General features: G+C 50.2%; 10 protein-coding genes. 9 read left to right on the top strand and 1 reads right to left on the bottom strand.

Going from position 1 to position 16,255, the window contains the following annotated elements:
- Window positions 1-451 (bottom strand): Glu/Leu/Phe/Val dehydrogenase dimerization domain-containing protein (locus QZQ46_RS10195; RefSeq protein WP_296829606.1); only part of this gene is annotated, 451 nt, incomplete at its 3' end.
- A 377-nt stretch (window positions 452-828) separates the two neighbouring features.
- Between QZQ46_RS10195 and QZQ46_RS10190 the strand changes: the two genes are divergently transcribed.
- The 9 genes from QZQ46_RS10190 to QZQ46_RS10150 form a co-directional block, all read left to right on the top strand.
- On the top strand, window positions 829-2,739 hold the full coding sequence (locus QZQ46_RS10190) for a fructose-1,6-bisphosphatase (RefSeq protein ID WP_296829603.1): 1,911 nt from the start codon (window positions 829-831) through the stop codon (window positions 2,737-2,739).
- Between the two features lie 94 nt (window positions 2,740-2,833).
- Window positions 2,834-4,090, top strand: coding sequence for a tyrosine--tRNA ligase (tyrS, locus tag QZQ46_RS10185; protein WP_296829601.1), 1,257 nt, complete (start codon window positions 2,834-2,836; stop codon window positions 4,088-4,090).
- Between the two features lie 243 nt (window positions 4,091-4,333).
- A complete protein-coding gene (rpoB, locus tag QZQ46_RS10180) occupies window positions 4,334-8,092 on the top strand; it encodes a DNA-directed RNA polymerase subunit beta (protein ID WP_296829598.1) in 3,759 nt (1,252 codons plus the stop codon).
- A gap of 26 nt (window positions 8,093-8,118) precedes the next feature.
- Window positions 8,119-12,369 carry a DNA-directed RNA polymerase subunit beta' gene (gene rpoC, locus QZQ46_RS10175; RefSeq protein ID WP_296829595.1) on the top strand — a complete coding sequence of 1,417 codons (4,251 nt, stop codon included), beginning with the start codon at window positions 8,119-8,121 and terminating at the stop codon, window positions 12,367-12,369.
- A 240-nt stretch (window positions 12,370-12,609) separates the two neighbouring features.
- Window positions 12,610-12,855 carry a ribosomal L7Ae/L30e/S12e/Gadd45 family protein gene (locus tag QZQ46_RS10170; protein WP_296829592.1) on the top strand — a complete coding sequence of 82 codons (246 nt, stop codon included), beginning with the start codon at window positions 12,610-12,612 and terminating at the stop codon, window positions 12,853-12,855.
- Between the two features lie 80 nt (window positions 12,856-12,935).
- Complete coding sequence (gene rpsL, locus QZQ46_RS10165; RefSeq protein ID WP_044505178.1) at window positions 12,936-13,307, top strand: 30S ribosomal protein S12; 372 nt, start codon at window positions 12,936-12,938, stop codon at window positions 13,305-13,307.
- Window positions 13,308-13,362: 55 nt separating this feature from the next.
- On the top strand, window positions 13,363-13,833 hold the full coding sequence (gene rpsG, locus QZQ46_RS10160; RefSeq protein WP_296829588.1) for a 30S ribosomal protein S7: 471 nt from the start codon (window positions 13,363-13,365) through the stop codon (window positions 13,831-13,833).
- Window positions 13,834-13,872: 39 nt separating this feature from the next.
- Window positions 13,873-15,945 carry an elongation factor G gene (gene fusA / locus QZQ46_RS10155; RefSeq protein WP_296829585.1) on the top strand — a complete coding sequence of 691 codons (2,073 nt, stop codon included), beginning with the start codon at window positions 13,873-13,875 and terminating at the stop codon, window positions 15,943-15,945.
- A gap of 39 nt (window positions 15,946-15,984) precedes the next feature.
- On the top strand, window positions 15,985-16,255 hold a 271-nt coding region (locus tag QZQ46_RS10150; protein WP_296829583.1), incomplete at its 3' end, for a GTP-binding protein.

Below are 16,255 nucleotides of genomic sequence, written 5' to 3'. Positions count from 1 at the left end.
CCTGCATATAGCTCTGGCAGAAACGCATGATTTCAGCGTCGGACTTGCCCGTCGGGTCGAAGTCGGAACCGCCTTTACCGCCGCCGATAGGAAGGCCGGTCAAAGCGTTTTTGAAGATCTGTTCAAAGCCCAAGAATTTGATGATGCCGGAGTAAACGTTTTTCTGGAAGCGGAGACCACCTTTGTAGGGCCCGATTGCGCCGTTGAACTGGACGCGGTAGCCGGTGTTGGTGTGATAGTTGCCGTTATCGTCTTCCCAGACGACGCGGAATGTGAACTGGCGTTCCGGTTCAACCAAGCGGCTGATCAGGTCGTACTTTTCGTATTCCGGATGTTTTTCGACGACGACGTCGAGGGAGCTCAAAACTTCTTCAATGGTCTGGACGAATTCTGGCTCGTTGGCATGTTTAGCACGGACGTTTTCAATAACAGATTGCAAATACTTGTTCATAATGTAGTCACCTCATTTAAAATAGTTATACCTAAAACTGATTTCTACGATTACATAATAGCATGTTTTTTCGGTCTTGAAAACACCACAATGCGGAAAATATTTTTCCATTGCGGCATTGATTTGTCGCTATGCGAAAAAAAGTGTGAAAATTCAAGGGCTTTTAAGGGAGTCAAGGGGAGTTTCAACAGGTTAAAGCGCATCTATGCATTAAAATTAACTGTAAGATGATTTTGATACATAAATGAGATGAGCTCATACTCATTTTGAAATCGATGAAAAAGGCAGAAAAATCTAGTCACTTTGGTGTCGATGGTATACAATAAGAGGTATATACGTTATACAACATACACTATAATGAAAAGAGGGGTACTTAAATGGGGATGTACGATACCTATTCTGCTGAATATCTGCGGTATTTGGAACTCTTGGCCAAAGACTATCCGACCCAGGCAGCAACCTTTACAGAAATCATTAATTTGCAGGCTATCGTCAATTTGCCGAAAGGAACGGAACACTTTATGAGTGACCTTCATGGTGAATACGGTGCTTTCTATCATATTCTGAACAACTGCTCCGGCGTCATTCGTGAAAAGGTAGAGATGATTTTTTCGGATAAGATGAATAAAGCGGAACAGGACAGTCTTTTGACCCTCATTTATTATCCGAAAGAAAAGCTGAACATGCTCTATCGTGAAGGAAAGGTTACGAGTGAGTGGGCCCGGACGACGCTGGAACGGATGATCGACCTGGCTAAGCTTTTGTCTTCTAAATATACCCGTTCTAAGGTGCGTAAGGCTACGCCGGAAGCCTTCCGATTCATCATCGACGAATTGATCCATGCTCAGCCTGATGAAGACCAGAATCAGTTGGTCTACCATCGAAAAATTCTCGATACGATTTTGGAGACTGGCAGCACCCGCCAATTCATCTATGCCTTAGCTGCCCTCATCAAGCGGCTGGCAGTAGACCACCTGCATATCATCGGCGACATCTATGACCGCGGGGCTCATGCCGATAAGATTGTCGACACCTTGATGGAACACCATTCACTGGATATCCAGTGGGGCAATCACGACGTCCTTTGGATGGGCGCCGCTGCCGGCAATTTGGCCTGCATTGCCAACGTCCTGCGCAACAATATTCGTTACCATAATATGGAAATTCTTGAAAACGGCTATGGTATCAGCCTGCGGCCCTTTGCCCTCTTCGCCATGAAGACATATAAGGAAAATGATGGCATCGAACCGATGGTCAAGGCTATCAATGTCATCGTAGCCAAACTGGAAGGCCAGACCATTTACCGCCATCCCGACTACAACATGGATGATCGGCTCATGTTCCATAAATTCGATTGGGAAAAAGGTACGGTTACCTTGGACGGCAATACCTATGAGTTGAAGACTAAGGATTTTCCGACGGTCAATCCACTGGATCCCTATACCTTGTCGCCGGAAGAACATCAATTGATGAATGACATCCAACTGGAGTTTATGGAAAGCGAACGCCTTCAGCGCCATATCCGTTTCCTCTACAGCCACGGTTCGCTGTACCGCTGCATGAACAACAATCTCTTGTTCCACGGCGGCCTGCCCCTCAATCCGGACGGCAGTTTTAAAGAAGTTTATCTTGAAGGGAAGCCGTATAAGGGCCGGGCCTTTATGGATAAGATCGAGCACCTGATCCGCAAGGCCTATGACCAGCGCGATATGGACAGCCTGGACTTTATGTGGTATCTGTGGTGCGGCGCCGACTCGCCCGTTTCAGGACGTATCGTAAAGACCCTTGAACGCAGCTATATCGTTGATGAATCGACGTGGAAAGAACCGCAAAATGCCTATTATCACCTAAACCGCGATAAGGATGAATGCATCAAAATCCTTCATGAATTCGGCATCGATTCGCCCCAAGGTCACATCATCAACGGCCATACGCCGGTCAAGGTAAAGAAGGGCGAAAGCCCTGTCCGGGCTGAAGGTAAAGAAATCTGCATCGACGGCGGCTTCTGCAAGGCCTATCAGGGCTCGACGGGAATCGCCGGCTATACGCTGATCTTTAATTCCCACGGCATCCGCATCAAATCCCATTACCCCTTTGAAGACGTTTACCAGGCGTTGATGAACAACGTCGACATCGACTCGGAATCGACGCAGGTCGAACTGGAACCGAAGCGAGTCATGATCGGTGACACGGATAACGGGAAAAAGCTGCTTCAAATGATCGATGACTTAAAGGCCCTCTTACAGGCCTACCGTCAGGGCGTTATTTTAGAAAAACCTGCTCAATAGGAAAATATTTAAAGGAATCTTCATTGACGGAACGGACAGGCATAGCTATAATGAAATGTATCTTATCATTTTCTATAATAAAGGAGCGAATTCGATGAATATCATTGATGAATTGTCTTGGCGCGGCGCCGTCAATCAGATGACAGATGAAGAAGGGTTGCGCAAACTGACGGAAGAAAAAAGCGTATCTCTTTACTGCGGCGTCGATCCGACGGGCGACAGCATGCATATCGGTCATTTGATCCCCTTTATGATGCTCAAGCGCTTTGCCAATGCCGGTCATCATCCTTTCGTCCTCATCGGCGGCGGTACGGGTACCATCGGTGACCCCAGCGGTCGTAAGACGGAACGGCAGCTGCAGACCATTGATACCATCAAGGCCAACGCAGAAAAGTTAAAAGCCCAGTTCAGCCACCTCTTCGGTGATTCAGAGAATATCACCTTTGTGAATAACTACGACTGGCTCAGCAAGATCGGCCTTCTCGAATTCCTTCGCGACTACGGCAAACTGTTCAGCGTCAATATCATGCTCAGCAAGGAAGTCGTTGCTAGCCGTCTGGAAGCGGGTATTTCCTTTACGGAATTCTCCTACCAGATACTCCAGTCCATCGACTTTGAGCATCTCTTCTCGAATAACGACGTTCAGCTCCAAATCGGCGGTGCCGATCAGTGGGGGAACATTACGGCCGGCATCGACACGATCCGCAAGATGCACGGCAGCGAAGCTAAGGCCTTCGGCCTCACCATTCCCCTCATGCTGAAATCGGACGGCACGAAATTCGGCAAGACTGCCGGCGGTGCCGTTTGGCTCGATCCGGAAAAGACGTCGCCCTTCGAATTCTATCAGTTCTGGCTCAACCAGGACGACGCCGACGTCATCAAATACTTGAAATACTTCACCTTCCTCAGCAAGGAAGAAATCGACGCCTTGGCGGAAGCCGTTGAAAAAGAACCGGAAAAACGCTTGGCTCAGCGCCGTTTGGCTGAAGAAGTCACGACCTTCGTTCACAGCCCGGAAGCCCTGAAGGAAGCTCAGAATATTACGGAAGCCCTCTACCACGGCAGCATCGCCGATCTGTCGGAACATGAACTGGAACAGGCCTTTGGCAAGATGCCGACCGTCGACGTCTCCAACGAGGAAAAAGACGTCGTTAACTGGCTCATCGATGCCAACATCTACAAGTCGAAGCGCCAGGCCCGTGAAGACATTACCAACGGTGCCGTCACTATCAACGGTGTCAAAGTTACCGGCCTCGACGAAATCGTAAAGCCTCATAAGAATTCGAACGGGAAATTCGTCATCGTCCGCAAGGGCAAGAAGAAGTACACCTTGGCTCGCGTTCAGCAGTGAGGGGCTGTCAAAAATATTTAAAATTTAATATTGACGGAAAATTTTCTATATGCTATAATAACTTATTGCAGAATGTTCAATTGATGTTATGAGATGCATGGAGGAAACGCTTCCGGTGAGCAAAAAATTAAGCAAGGTTCAATGTCTCTAAGAGCCTTGCTTTTTTGTCGCTTTATGAAGCGCTGTACGACGCGTTCGACGCGATCATAATGGTTTACTTTTTATAAGGGGTGAAGAATCAGCATGTTCAAACCTGTACAAGTAGGGAAAAGGACTCGATACACATATGCTAAGATTAACGAGGTCTTGAAAATGCCTCATTTGTTGGATTTACAGAATAAATCCTACGAATGGTTCCTTGAAAAGGGACTTAAAGATATCTTCAAAGACATTTCTCCTATCGAAGATGCATCGGGCAACCTGTCTTTATCCTTTGAGGGTTTTAAATTAGGGGAACCGAAGTACGATATTCGTGAATGTAAGGAATGCGATACGACTTATGCCGCACCGCTCCGAGTCCAAATCCGTCTTGTCAACCACGAAACAGGTGAAATTAAGGACCAGGAAGTATTCATGGGTGATTTCCCTCTGATTACTGACACAGGCACTTTCATTATCAATGGGGCAGAACGTGTTATCGTCAGCCAGCTCGTTCGTTCTCCCGGTGTGTACTACGGCCGTGAAATTGACCCGATGGGTATCCGCCTTTATAACTCGACGGTCATTCCGAACCGCGGCGCCTGGATTGAACTCGAAACAGATGCCAACGATATTATCTATGCCCGTATTGACCGCAACCGTAAGATTCCTGTTACGGTTCTCATCCGTGCCTTGGGCTGGGCGTCCAATTCGGATATCCTCGATCTCTTTTTCGATGACAAGCGCCTGAAGGCTACTTTTGAAAAAGATACGACGGAAAATCAGGACGAAGCCTTAATTGAAATCTATAAAAAACTCCGCCCCGGTGAACCGCCGACCGTTGAAAGCGCCCGCAATCTCTTTGAAGGCTTGTTCTTCGACCCGCGCCGCTATGATATGGCTCGTGTCGGCCGCTATAAAGCCGGTAAGAAACTCGGCTGGGAACGCCGTCTCTTCGGCCTGACCCTTCACGAACCGATCGTCAATCCGGAAACGGGGGAAATCATCGTCGATGCCCATACGGAAATCGGCTCGGCAGAAGTTGAAAAAATCCGTGAAAGCGGTGTGTTCCACCGCGAAATCGCAGCCGATGCACCTCTCGGTGACGGCGGCGGCTTAGTCGAAGCTTTCGTTGAAAAACAGGATGGCTCTGTCTACAAGGTCATCTGCAACAACAGCGATTTGCCTTATGACCACCGGACCATTACCCGGGAAGACATCATCGCCCATATCGGCTATCTTCTCAATTTGATGGACGGCTTTGGTACTGTCGATGATATCGACCATTTGGGCAACCGTCGTCTGCGCTGCGTCGGCGAACTCCTTCAGAACCAGTTCCGTATCGGCCTTACCCGTATGGAACGTGTCGTCCGCGAACGCATGACGATTCAGGATGCCGAAAGCATTACGCCGCAGATTCTGATCAATATTCGTCCTGTCGTAGCAGCTATTAAAGAATTCTTCGGTTCCAGCCAGCTGTCCCAGTTCATGGACCAGACGAATCCTTTGGCTGAAATTACGCATAAACGCCGTCTGAGCGCCCTCGGTCCCGGCGGCTTGTCCCGTGAACGCGCAGGCTTTGAAGTCCGCGACGTCCACCATTCGCACTATGGCCGTATGTGCCCGGTAGAAACGCCGGAAGGTCCGAATATCGGTCTTATTTCCTCCCTGGCTTGTTTCGGTCAGGTCAATGAATTCGGTTTCATTGAAGCTCCGTACCGCCGCGTCGATAAAGAAACGGGCGTCGTAACGGAAAAAGTTTACTATATTACGGCTGATGAAGAAGAACAGTACGTCATTGCCCAGGCTAACGAACCGCTTACCGAAGATGGTCATTTTGTCAACGAACGCGTTGCCTGCCGTCACGGTGAAGATACTCGTGAATTCCGGGCTGACCGCGTCGACTTCATGGACGTATCGCCGAAGGAAGTCGTATCTGTCGGTACCTCGATGATCCCCTTCCTCGAAAACGACGATGCTAACCGTGCCCTCATGGGTGCGAACATGCAGCGTCAGGCCGTGCCTCTTCTCCGTACACAGGCTCCGCTCGTCGGTACCGGTATGGAATACAAGGCCGCCTGCGACTCCGGTGTCTGCGTATTGGCAAAACACAGCGGCGTCGTATCCCGCGTTACGGGCGATACCATCGAAGTCCGCACCGACTCCGGTTCTATTGATACATATAAACTGATTAAATTCGTTCGTTCCAACCAGAGTACCTGCATCAACCAGCGTCCCTTGGTTTATAAGAACGAAGTCGTTACCGAAGGTCAGGTCCTTGCCGACGGCATGGCAACTGACGGCGGCGAATTAGCCCTCGGTTACAATATCCTCGTAGCTTACATGCCTTGGGAAGGCTACAACTACGAAGACGCCGTTCTCCTCAGTGAAGAGCTGCCGAAGAACGATCTCTATACATCCATCCATATTGAAGAATATGAATGCGATGCCCGCGATACGAAACTCGGCTCTGAAGAAATTACCCGTGAAATCCCCAATGTCAGCGAAGAAAGCACGAAGAACCTCGATGAAAACGGGATTATCATGATCGGTGCCGACGTTTTCCCCGGCGACGTACTGGTCGGGAAAGTTACGCCGAAAGGCGAAACGGAACTGACTCCGGAAGAACGTCTCCTGCGCGCTATCTTCGGCGACAAGGAACGTGAAGTCCGCGATACGTCCCTGCGTGTTCCTCACGGTGAATCGGGTAAGGTCGTCAACGTTCGGGTATTCTCCCGTGAAAACAATGACGAACTGCCGCCTGGCGTAACCCGCCTGGTCCGCGTCTATATCGCTCAGAAACGTAAGATCCATGAAGGTGACAAGATGTCCGGCCGTCATGGTAACAAAGGTGTCGTCTCCCGCGTCATGCGCCAGGAAGACATGCCGTTCCTGCCCGATGGCACGCCGGTTCAGATCGTCCTGAATCCTTTGGGCGTACCTTCTCGTATGAATATCGGTCAGATTTTGGAAACTCACCTTGGCTGGGCTGTTCACGAATTGGGCAGACAGATCAAGGACATGGATCCGGGCTTGGAAGAAAGACTGCGTGCTGCCGGCTATGATTTTGATAAATACGGCATGCCGAAGCCTGATGTAGCCGGGATTCACATTGCCACACCGGTCTTTGACGGTGCTCAGGCTGAAGATGTATTTAACGCACTCGAAATCGCAGGTCTCCCCAGTGACGGAAAGTCCGTCCTCTACGACGGTCGTACCGGCGAACCGATGGACCGCCGCGTCACTGTCGGCTATACATACTTCCTGAAACTGCATCACCTCGTCGACGATAAGATCCATGCTCGTTCGACAGGCCCGTACTCCTTGGTTACGCAGCAGCCTCTCGGCGGTAAAGCCCAGTTCGGCGGCCAGCGTTTCGGGGAAATGGAAGTTTGGGCTCTGGAAGCCTATGGCGCAGCCTATACCCTCCAGGAAATGCTTACGGTTAAATCTGACGATGTCGTCGGCCGTGTCAAGGCTTACGAAAAGATCGTCAAAGGTGAAAACATTCCTGAACCGGGCGTACCGGAATCGTTCAAGGTTCTCTTGAAAGAACTTCAGGCTATCGGCCTCGACGTTCAGATCCTCAATGAAGACGGCGATGAAGTCGTCATCAAGGAATTGGACGAAGACGATGAAACGGAACCGGAAAAGAACGACGAACTCCGTCGTGTCATGGAAGGTGACAACGGTTCGGGAACTCCGGCAGTACCGGTCGAAGGCAGTGATGAAGAAGGCGAAGATGACGGTCAGGAACCCGTTGCCAATGGCGACGAAGATGACGTCATGAGTGCTATGAGCCTCGATGCCGTTGCCGAAGCAGAACAGGCTGACGATGATGATACTACTGACGATGATGAATAACGAGTCGATAGAAGGGAGCGGTATTAGTGCTTGATGTGAATGAATTCGATTCCATGCGGATTGGCCTTGCTTCGCCCGAAAAGATTCTCGAATGGTCTCATGGGGAAGTCAAGAAACCAGAAACGATCAACTACCGTACATTAAAACCGGAACGGGATGGGTTGTTCTGCGAACGCATTTTTGGGCCGACGAAGGACTGGGAATGCCATTGCGGTAAATATAAACGTATCCGGTATAAAGGTGTCGTCTGCGATCGCTGCGGCGTCGAAGTCACGCGCGCCAAAGTCCGTCGCGAACGGATGGGCCATATTAAATTGGCTACACCTGTTTCTCATATTTGGTATTTTAAAGGCATTCCCAGCCGGATGGGGCTGATTCTCGATATTTCGCCCCGTTCGCTGGAAAAAGTCTTATACTTTGCTTCGTACATTGTCCTTGATCCGGGTGATACATCTCTTCAGAAGCAGCAGCTGATGACGGAAACGGAATATCGCCAGTATCTCGACTTGTACGGCGATAAATTCCGCGTCGGCATGGGTGCCGCTGCGATTAAAGAGCTCCTTCAGGGACTCGACCTCGACCAGCTCGATAAAGAGCTGCGCGAAGAACTCCGTGACTCTTCGGGCCAGCGCCGCGTCCGCGCGATCCGCCGCCTGGAAGTCGTTGAAGCTTTCCGTCATTCCGGTAATAAACCGGAATGGATGGTCATGGATGTCATTCCGGTCATTCCGCCGGAACTGCGCCCCATGGTCCAGCTCGACGGCGGCCGTTTTGCAACGTCCGACCTGAACGACCTGTATCGCCGAGTCATTAACCGAAACAACCGCTTGAGCCGCCTTCTTGAATTGGGTGCGCCGGACATCATCGTCCGCAATGAAAAGCGCATGCTTCAGGAAGCTGTCGACGCTCTCATCGATAATGGCCGCCGCGGCCGCCCTGTTACGGGCCCCGGCAATCGTCCCCTCAAATCCCTCTCTGATATGCTGAAAGGGAAGCAGGGCCGTTTCCGTCAGAACTTGCTCGGTAAACGTGTCGACTACTCCGGCCGTTCGGTTATCGTTGTTGGTCCTGAAATGAAGATGCATCAGTGCGGTCTTCCGAAGGAAATGGCTTTGGAACTCTTCAAGCCTTTCGTCATGAAAAAGCTTGTTGAAAAAGAAATTGCCACCAACATTAAAAACGCTAAGAAAAAAGTCGAACGCGTCAGCAATGAAGTATGGGACGTCCTCGAAGACGTTATCAAGGAACATCCGGTTCTCTTGAACCGTGCTCCGACACTGCATCGCTTGGGCATTCAGGCTTTTGAACCGGTCCTTTGGGAAGGCCGGGCTATTAAACTCCATCCTTTGGTCTGCACGGCTTTCAACGCCGACTTTGACGGTGACCAGATGGCCTGCCATCTGCCGCTGTCTGTAGAAGCTCAGTCCGAAGCCCGTACCCTCATGCTGTCGTCGCACAACATCCTGGCTCCGAAAGACGGTAAGCCAGTTGCCGTTCCGACACAGGACATGGTTCTCGGTGCTTACTACCTGACCTTGGTTAAACCGTCTGCGAAAGGTGAAGGCAAGATCTTCTCCGATTACGATGAAGTCATGCTGGCTTATGATGCCAAAGTCATCGATATTGAAGCCTTGATTAAAGTCCGTATTCCGGGCCACGGCCTCATCGAAACGACGGCAGGTAAACTCTTGTACAACTACCAGATCTATGAACCGCTGCGCCTCTTCCACACGGATAAGGTCATGGTATTCGACGACCCTAAGGATGTCGTCTTTGCCTATGAAAACGGCGTTATCGACTGGACACACTTCATCAAAGTTAAAGGTGAAGACGGTCATATCTTAGATTATGGTTTCTCCCAGTTGAAAGAAGCTTTCGGCATCGACCTCATGGCCGTTCGTCAGCTTCCGAAACATAAAATTGATAAAGATGCTGTCGCTGCCTTCAAGGAAGGTAAGGAATATGTCGACGTCGACTGCCTCGGCGTCCTCATGAACAAGAAGGAAATCGGCAAACTCGTCGATGCCTGCTTCCACCTCTTTGGCAACACCAAGACGGCTGAACTCCTCGATAACATCAAAGCTATCGGCTATCACTATGCTCGTCAGGCCGGTATGTCCATCGCTATTTCGGACATTCAGATTCCGGATGAAAAATGGGGCATCCTCGGCGCTGCCGACAAGCAGGTACAGAACGTATCTACCATGTACCAGCGCGGCCTCATTACGGAAGACGAACGGTACCGCAAGACTTGTGCTATTTGGGAAAAAGCGACCGACGATGTTACGGAAGTCATGATGGATAACATGGATCCGTTCAACTCGATCTTCATGATGGCTGACTCCGGTGCTCGTGGTAATAAACAGCAGATTCGTCAGGTTGCCGGCATGCGTGGTCTGATGGCTGACCCGTCCGGTCGTATCATCGACTTGCCGATCAAGGCAAACTTCCGTGAAGGCCTGTCCGTATTGGACTACTTCACCTCTTCTCACGGTGCTCGTAAAGGTTTGGCTGATACGGCTCTTCGTACAGCTGACTCGGGTTACCTGACCCGCCGTCTCGTCGACGTCTCCCAGGATGTCATCGTCCGTGAAGACGACTGCGACGTATTCGGCATCGACCTCGTCCGCGAACGGGCACGCTTGGCAAGCTCCTGCCGCCAGGCTGTTAACCTCCTTCGCGACAAGCTCATCGGCCGCGTCCTGGCCCGTGACGCCGTTGATCCGGAAACGGGTGAAGCTGTATTTGAAGCTGAACATCTCCTGACCAATGACGACATGGATACGATCATTGAACACCAGGTTGCCAAACTTTACCTCCGCGGCAGCCAGATGGATATCAACGATGACCTAAATCATACCAACGTCATCGAAACGGTTTCCCTCGGCGCACCGGAAGAAGGCTTCCGGGCAGCTATCCGCAAATCCATGGCGGAAAACATGCTCGGCAAGACGATTGAAGAAGCCGTCATCGACTCCAATGGCATTGAAATCTGCGCGAAGGGCACGCCCCTTACGGAAGATGCTATCGATCGCATCCTGAGCAGTGATGTCAAGGAAGTCAAGGCCCGCAACAACGATATCCGCGGCGTAGAAGTCACGGCCATCGTCGAAGGCAACGGCGTCATCGAACCGCTCGAAGAACGGATCGAAGGCCGTACGGCTGCTGAAACCCTGGTCAATCCGGAAACGGGTGCTGTCATCGTTGCCCTCAATGAGGAAATCATGGCTGACCAGGCGAAAGAAATTGCTAAATATTACGATACCGTCCGGATCCGCAGCGTCCTTACCTGCCACAGCCGTTACGGTGTCTGCGCTAAGTGCTATGGCCGCGACCTCGGTACTGGCGGCAAGGTCAATGTCGGCGAATCGGTCGGCACCATTGCAGCCCAGTCCATCGGCGAACCGGGCACACAGCTGACGATGCGTACCTTCCATACAGGCGGCGTTGCATCGGCCGGCGATATTACCCAGGGTCTTCCTCGTGTCGAAGAATTGTTCGAAGCTCGTAAGCCGAAGGGCAACGCTATCGTCACGGAAATCAGCGGTACCGTATCGATTACGGAAAAAGAAGACCATCACGACATCAACATCGTTCACGTCCTCTCCAAAGACGGCGAAGAACGGAGTTACACCATTCCCTTCGGTTCGCATCTCGTCGTACACGAAGGCGATGTCATCGAAAAGGGCAGCCGTATTACGGCCGGCTCCATCAACCCCCATGATATCCTGCGTATCCAGGGCGTCGAAGCAACACAGCGCTACCTGGTATACGAAGTACAGAAGGTATACAAATCCCAGGGTGTTGGTATCAACGATAAGCACATCGAAGTCATCGTTCGCCAGATGCTGCGCAAGATGAAGATTGAAGAATCCGGAGATGCAGATGTATTGCCGGGCGATTATATCGACGTCAATATCTTTGAAGATATGAACAAGCGCATTGCCAACAACGGCGGCAAGACCGCCATCGGCAAACCGATGCTTCTCGGTATCACCAAGGCCGCACTGGCAACGGATTCCTTCCTGTCGGCTGCATCCTTCCAGGAAACGACACGTGTCCTGACCGATGCCGCTATCAAAGGCAAGATCGATCCGCTCTTAGGCCTTAAAGAAAACGTCATTATCGGTAAACTCATCCCGGCTGGGACTGGCATGAGCCGCTACCGCAAAGTAAAAGTTGTAAAGACCGTCCCCACTATCAGCTATGAAGATGAAGACGGCAATCCCGTAGATGCCCCTGAAAGTGCTGTAGAAGCACCGGAAGCCGGACACTAAGATGGAAGGAGCCCTCGCAAGAGGGCTCTTTTTCTTTTTTGAAAAAGCGGGATGATTTTGATTTATCAAAAAAATCCCAAAGGGCACATGGAACACCAGGATGCGTGTAATAAAAGGTGTACTGGTTACGCAGTTTTTACCAAAAAATACATTGACAGATAATTACCGTGATGATAAAATATCTAAGTGTCGCAATGAGACCATTGCGCCTAATTTGCAAGACGTAAGGAGTGAGGTTTCGTGAGCTTAGATGCAGCTGCTGGTGCCCGTAAAACGGTCGGAGCCAAGCAAACTTTGAAGGCAATGAAACGAAACGAAGTCACACAGTTGTACATCGCCAAAGACTGCGATGAACAAGTTGTAGCCCCGCTTATTGAAGCATCTGAAGGGGCTGACATTCCTGTCGACCGCACGTATACCATGGCAGAGCTGGGAGTGGCCTGCCATATTAAAGTAAAAGCAGCGGCCGTAGGCTTGTTGAAATAACTTTTGGTAATATCATCTTATGAGCTCTGCTCGTTGATGATTACATTATAAATCTAATTGTTTGGAGAGGAGGTGCCCACATGCCAACAATCAGCCAATTAGTTCGTAAAGGACGTCAGGTTGCTTTAACCAAATCGAATGCGCCGGCTTTGAAAAACAGCCCGCAGAAACGTGGTGTCTGCACCCGTGTATACACTGCTACCCCGAAGAAACCTAACTCGGCTCTGCGTAAAGTTGCCCGTGTTCGCTTGACGAACTCTATCGAAGTAACAGCTTATATTCCTGGCATTGGTCACAATTTACAGGAACACAGTGTTGTATTAATCAGAGGCGGTCGTGTCAAAGACCTTCCTGGTGTACGTTATCATATCGTCCGCGGTGCTTTGGATACAGCTGGCGTTGCAGATCGTCAGCAGTCCCGTTCGAAATACGGCGCTAAAAAAGGCAAATAAGATTTGCCATTAAGATGAATCAGATGACATACACAATATAGAGGAGGAATTAGACATGCCAAGAAAAGGCCCCGTTGCGAAGCGTGATGTGCTGCCGGATCCGGTGTACCATTCCAAATTGGTGACGCGCTTCATCAACAAAGTTATGTTGGACGGCAAAAAAGGTGTCGCTGAAACCATCGTTTACGATGCTTTCGACATCATCCGTTCGAAAATGAATAAAGATCCTTTGGAAGTATTTGAACAGGCTCTCAACAACGTTATGCCTGTCCTGGAAGTCCGCGCTCGTCGTGTCGGCGGTGCTAACTACCAGGTTCCTGTTGAAGTACGTGCGGACCGTCGTTTGTCCCTCGGCATCCGCTGGACTGTTGGCTATGCCCGTAAACGCGGCGAACGTACGATGAAAGAAAAGCTCGCTGGCGAATTGATGGACGCTTTCAACAATACAGGCGCTGCTATCAAGAAAAAGGAAGATACTCATAAAATGGCAGAAGCTAACAAAGCTTTCGCTCATTATCGTTGGTAGTTTACGATATTTATTATTTTTTGAGGAGTGGAAAAAACCGTGCCAAGAGAATTTTCTTTGGAAAAAACGAGAAATATTGGCATCATGGCTCACATCGATGCTGGTAAAACCACGACAACCGAACGTATTCTGTTCTACACCGGCCGAGTTCACAAAATCGGTGAAGTTCATGATGGCGCTGCTACCATGGACTGGATGGCTCAGGAACAGGAACGTGGCATTACGATCACGTCTGCTGCTACGACAGCCCATTGGAAAGACCACCGCATCAACATCATCGATACCCCGGGGCACGTTGACTTCACGGTTGAAGTTGAACGCTCCCTGCGCGTACTCGACGGCGCTGTTGCAGTCTTCTCCGCTAAAGGCGGCGTAGAACCGCAGTCGGAAACGGTATGGCGTCAGGCTGAACATTATCATGTTCCCCGTATCGCATTCGTCAACAAGATGGATACGACCGGTGCTGACTTCCTGAACGTTGTCGAAATGATGAAAGACCGTCTTCAGGCTAATTCCGTTGCTATTCAGCTCCCCATCGGTGCTGAATCGACGTTCAGCGGTATTATCGACCTCATTACCATGAAAGCAGAAGTCTATGATGATGCTCTCGGTAAAGAAATCGAAATCGTTGATATTCCGGAAGACGAATTAGAAGAAGCTAAAAAATATCATGATATCATGGTTGAAGCTGTTTGCGATACCGATGAAGAACTCATGATGAAATACCTCGAAGGCGAAGAAATCGCCATCGATGAACTGAAAGCTGCTATCCGCAAAGGCGTTTGCTCGAATAAAATATTCCCCGTCCTCTGCGGTTCTGCTTACAAAAACAAAGGGATTCAGATGCTCCTCGACGCCGTTGTCGACTACATGCCGTCGCCGCTGGATATTCCGGCTGTTAAAGGCACCAACCCCGACACGGACGAAGAAGAAACCCGTGCTGTTGATGACAAGGCTCCTTTGTCTGCCTTGGCATTCAAGATCATGGCTGACCCCTTCGTAGGCAAGATGGCTTTCTTCCGGGTTTACTCCGGTATCCTCCAATCTGGCACCTACGTTTATAACTCGACAAAGGGTAAAAAAGAACGTGTCGGCCGTATCCTTCGTATGCACGCTAACCACCGTGAAGAAGTTCAAGAAGCTTATACCGGTGATATCGGCGGTATCGTAGGCTTAAAAGATACGACGACAGGCGATACCCTCTGCGATGAAAAGAATCCGATCATCCTCGAAAAGATGGAATTCCCTGATCCGGTTATTTCTGTCGCTGTTGAACCGAAGACGAAAGCCGACCAGGAAAAAATGGGCATTGCCCTGGCTCGTCTGGCTGAAGAAGATCCAACCTTCAAAGTCAAGACCGATGCTGAAACGGGTCAGACCATCATCTCCGGTATGGGCGAACTCCACTTGGATATCATCGTCGACCGTATGTCCCGCGAATTCAAAGTAGACTGCAACGTCGGTAAACCCCAGGTTGCTTACCGCGAAACGATTCGCAAAGAAATCAAATCCCGCGGCTTCTTCAAACGTCAGTCCGGTGGCCGTGGTCAGTACGGCGACTGCTGGCTCGAACTCATTCCGCAGGAACAGGGCAAAGGCTACGAATTTGAAAACAAAGTCGTTGGCGGCGCTATTCCTAAGGAATATATCGGTTCTGTTGAAGCCGGCGTTAAAGAAGCAATGGAAACAGGCGTTTTGGCAGGTTTCCCGATGGTCGATATCAAAGTTGCCGTATATGACGGCTCCTACCATGAAGTCGACTCCTCGGAAATGGCCTTCAAGATTGCCGGCTCCATGGGCTTCAAAGATGGCGCCCGCAAAGCCGATCCGGTTCTCCTCGAACCGTATACGAAAGTCGAAGTTGTCGTTCCTGAAGAATACATGGGCGACGTTATCGGCGACCTCAACTCCCGCCGTGGTCGTGTCGAAGGTATGGAAATGCGCTCCGGTGCAGAACATATCAACGCCTTCGTACCGCTGGCAGAAATGTTTGGCTATGCAACGGATTTGCGTTCCCGTACGCAGGGCCGTGGCGTTTATACGATGACCTTTGACCACTACGAAGAAGTTCCTAAGAACGTAGCTGAAAAAGTCATCAGTGAAAAAGGCTAATCGCCTAATATAATTTAAATCACACTGGAGGAACAACAAATGGCTAAAGAACATTTTGAAAGAACCAAACCGCATGTCAACATTGGCACGATCGGTCACGTCGACCACGGCAAAACGACATTGACGGCAGCTATCACCAAAGTTTTGGCTGATAAAGGCTACGCTAAATTCGAAGACTATGCCGATATCGACAAGGCTCCGGAAGAACGTGAACGTGGTATTACAATCAACACGGCACACGTTGAATATGAAACAGACAACCGTCACTATGCACACGTTGACTGCCCGGGCCATGCTGACTATGTCAAGA

The organism is uncultured Megasphaera sp. (assembly GCF_900539295.1).
In the GTDB taxonomy this organism is placed as follows: Bacteria; Bacillota; Negativicutes; order Veillonellales; family Megasphaeraceae; genus Megasphaera.
Note: the sequence above shows the minus strand (reverse complement) of the source record. Positions and strands in the feature narration are given on the sequence as shown.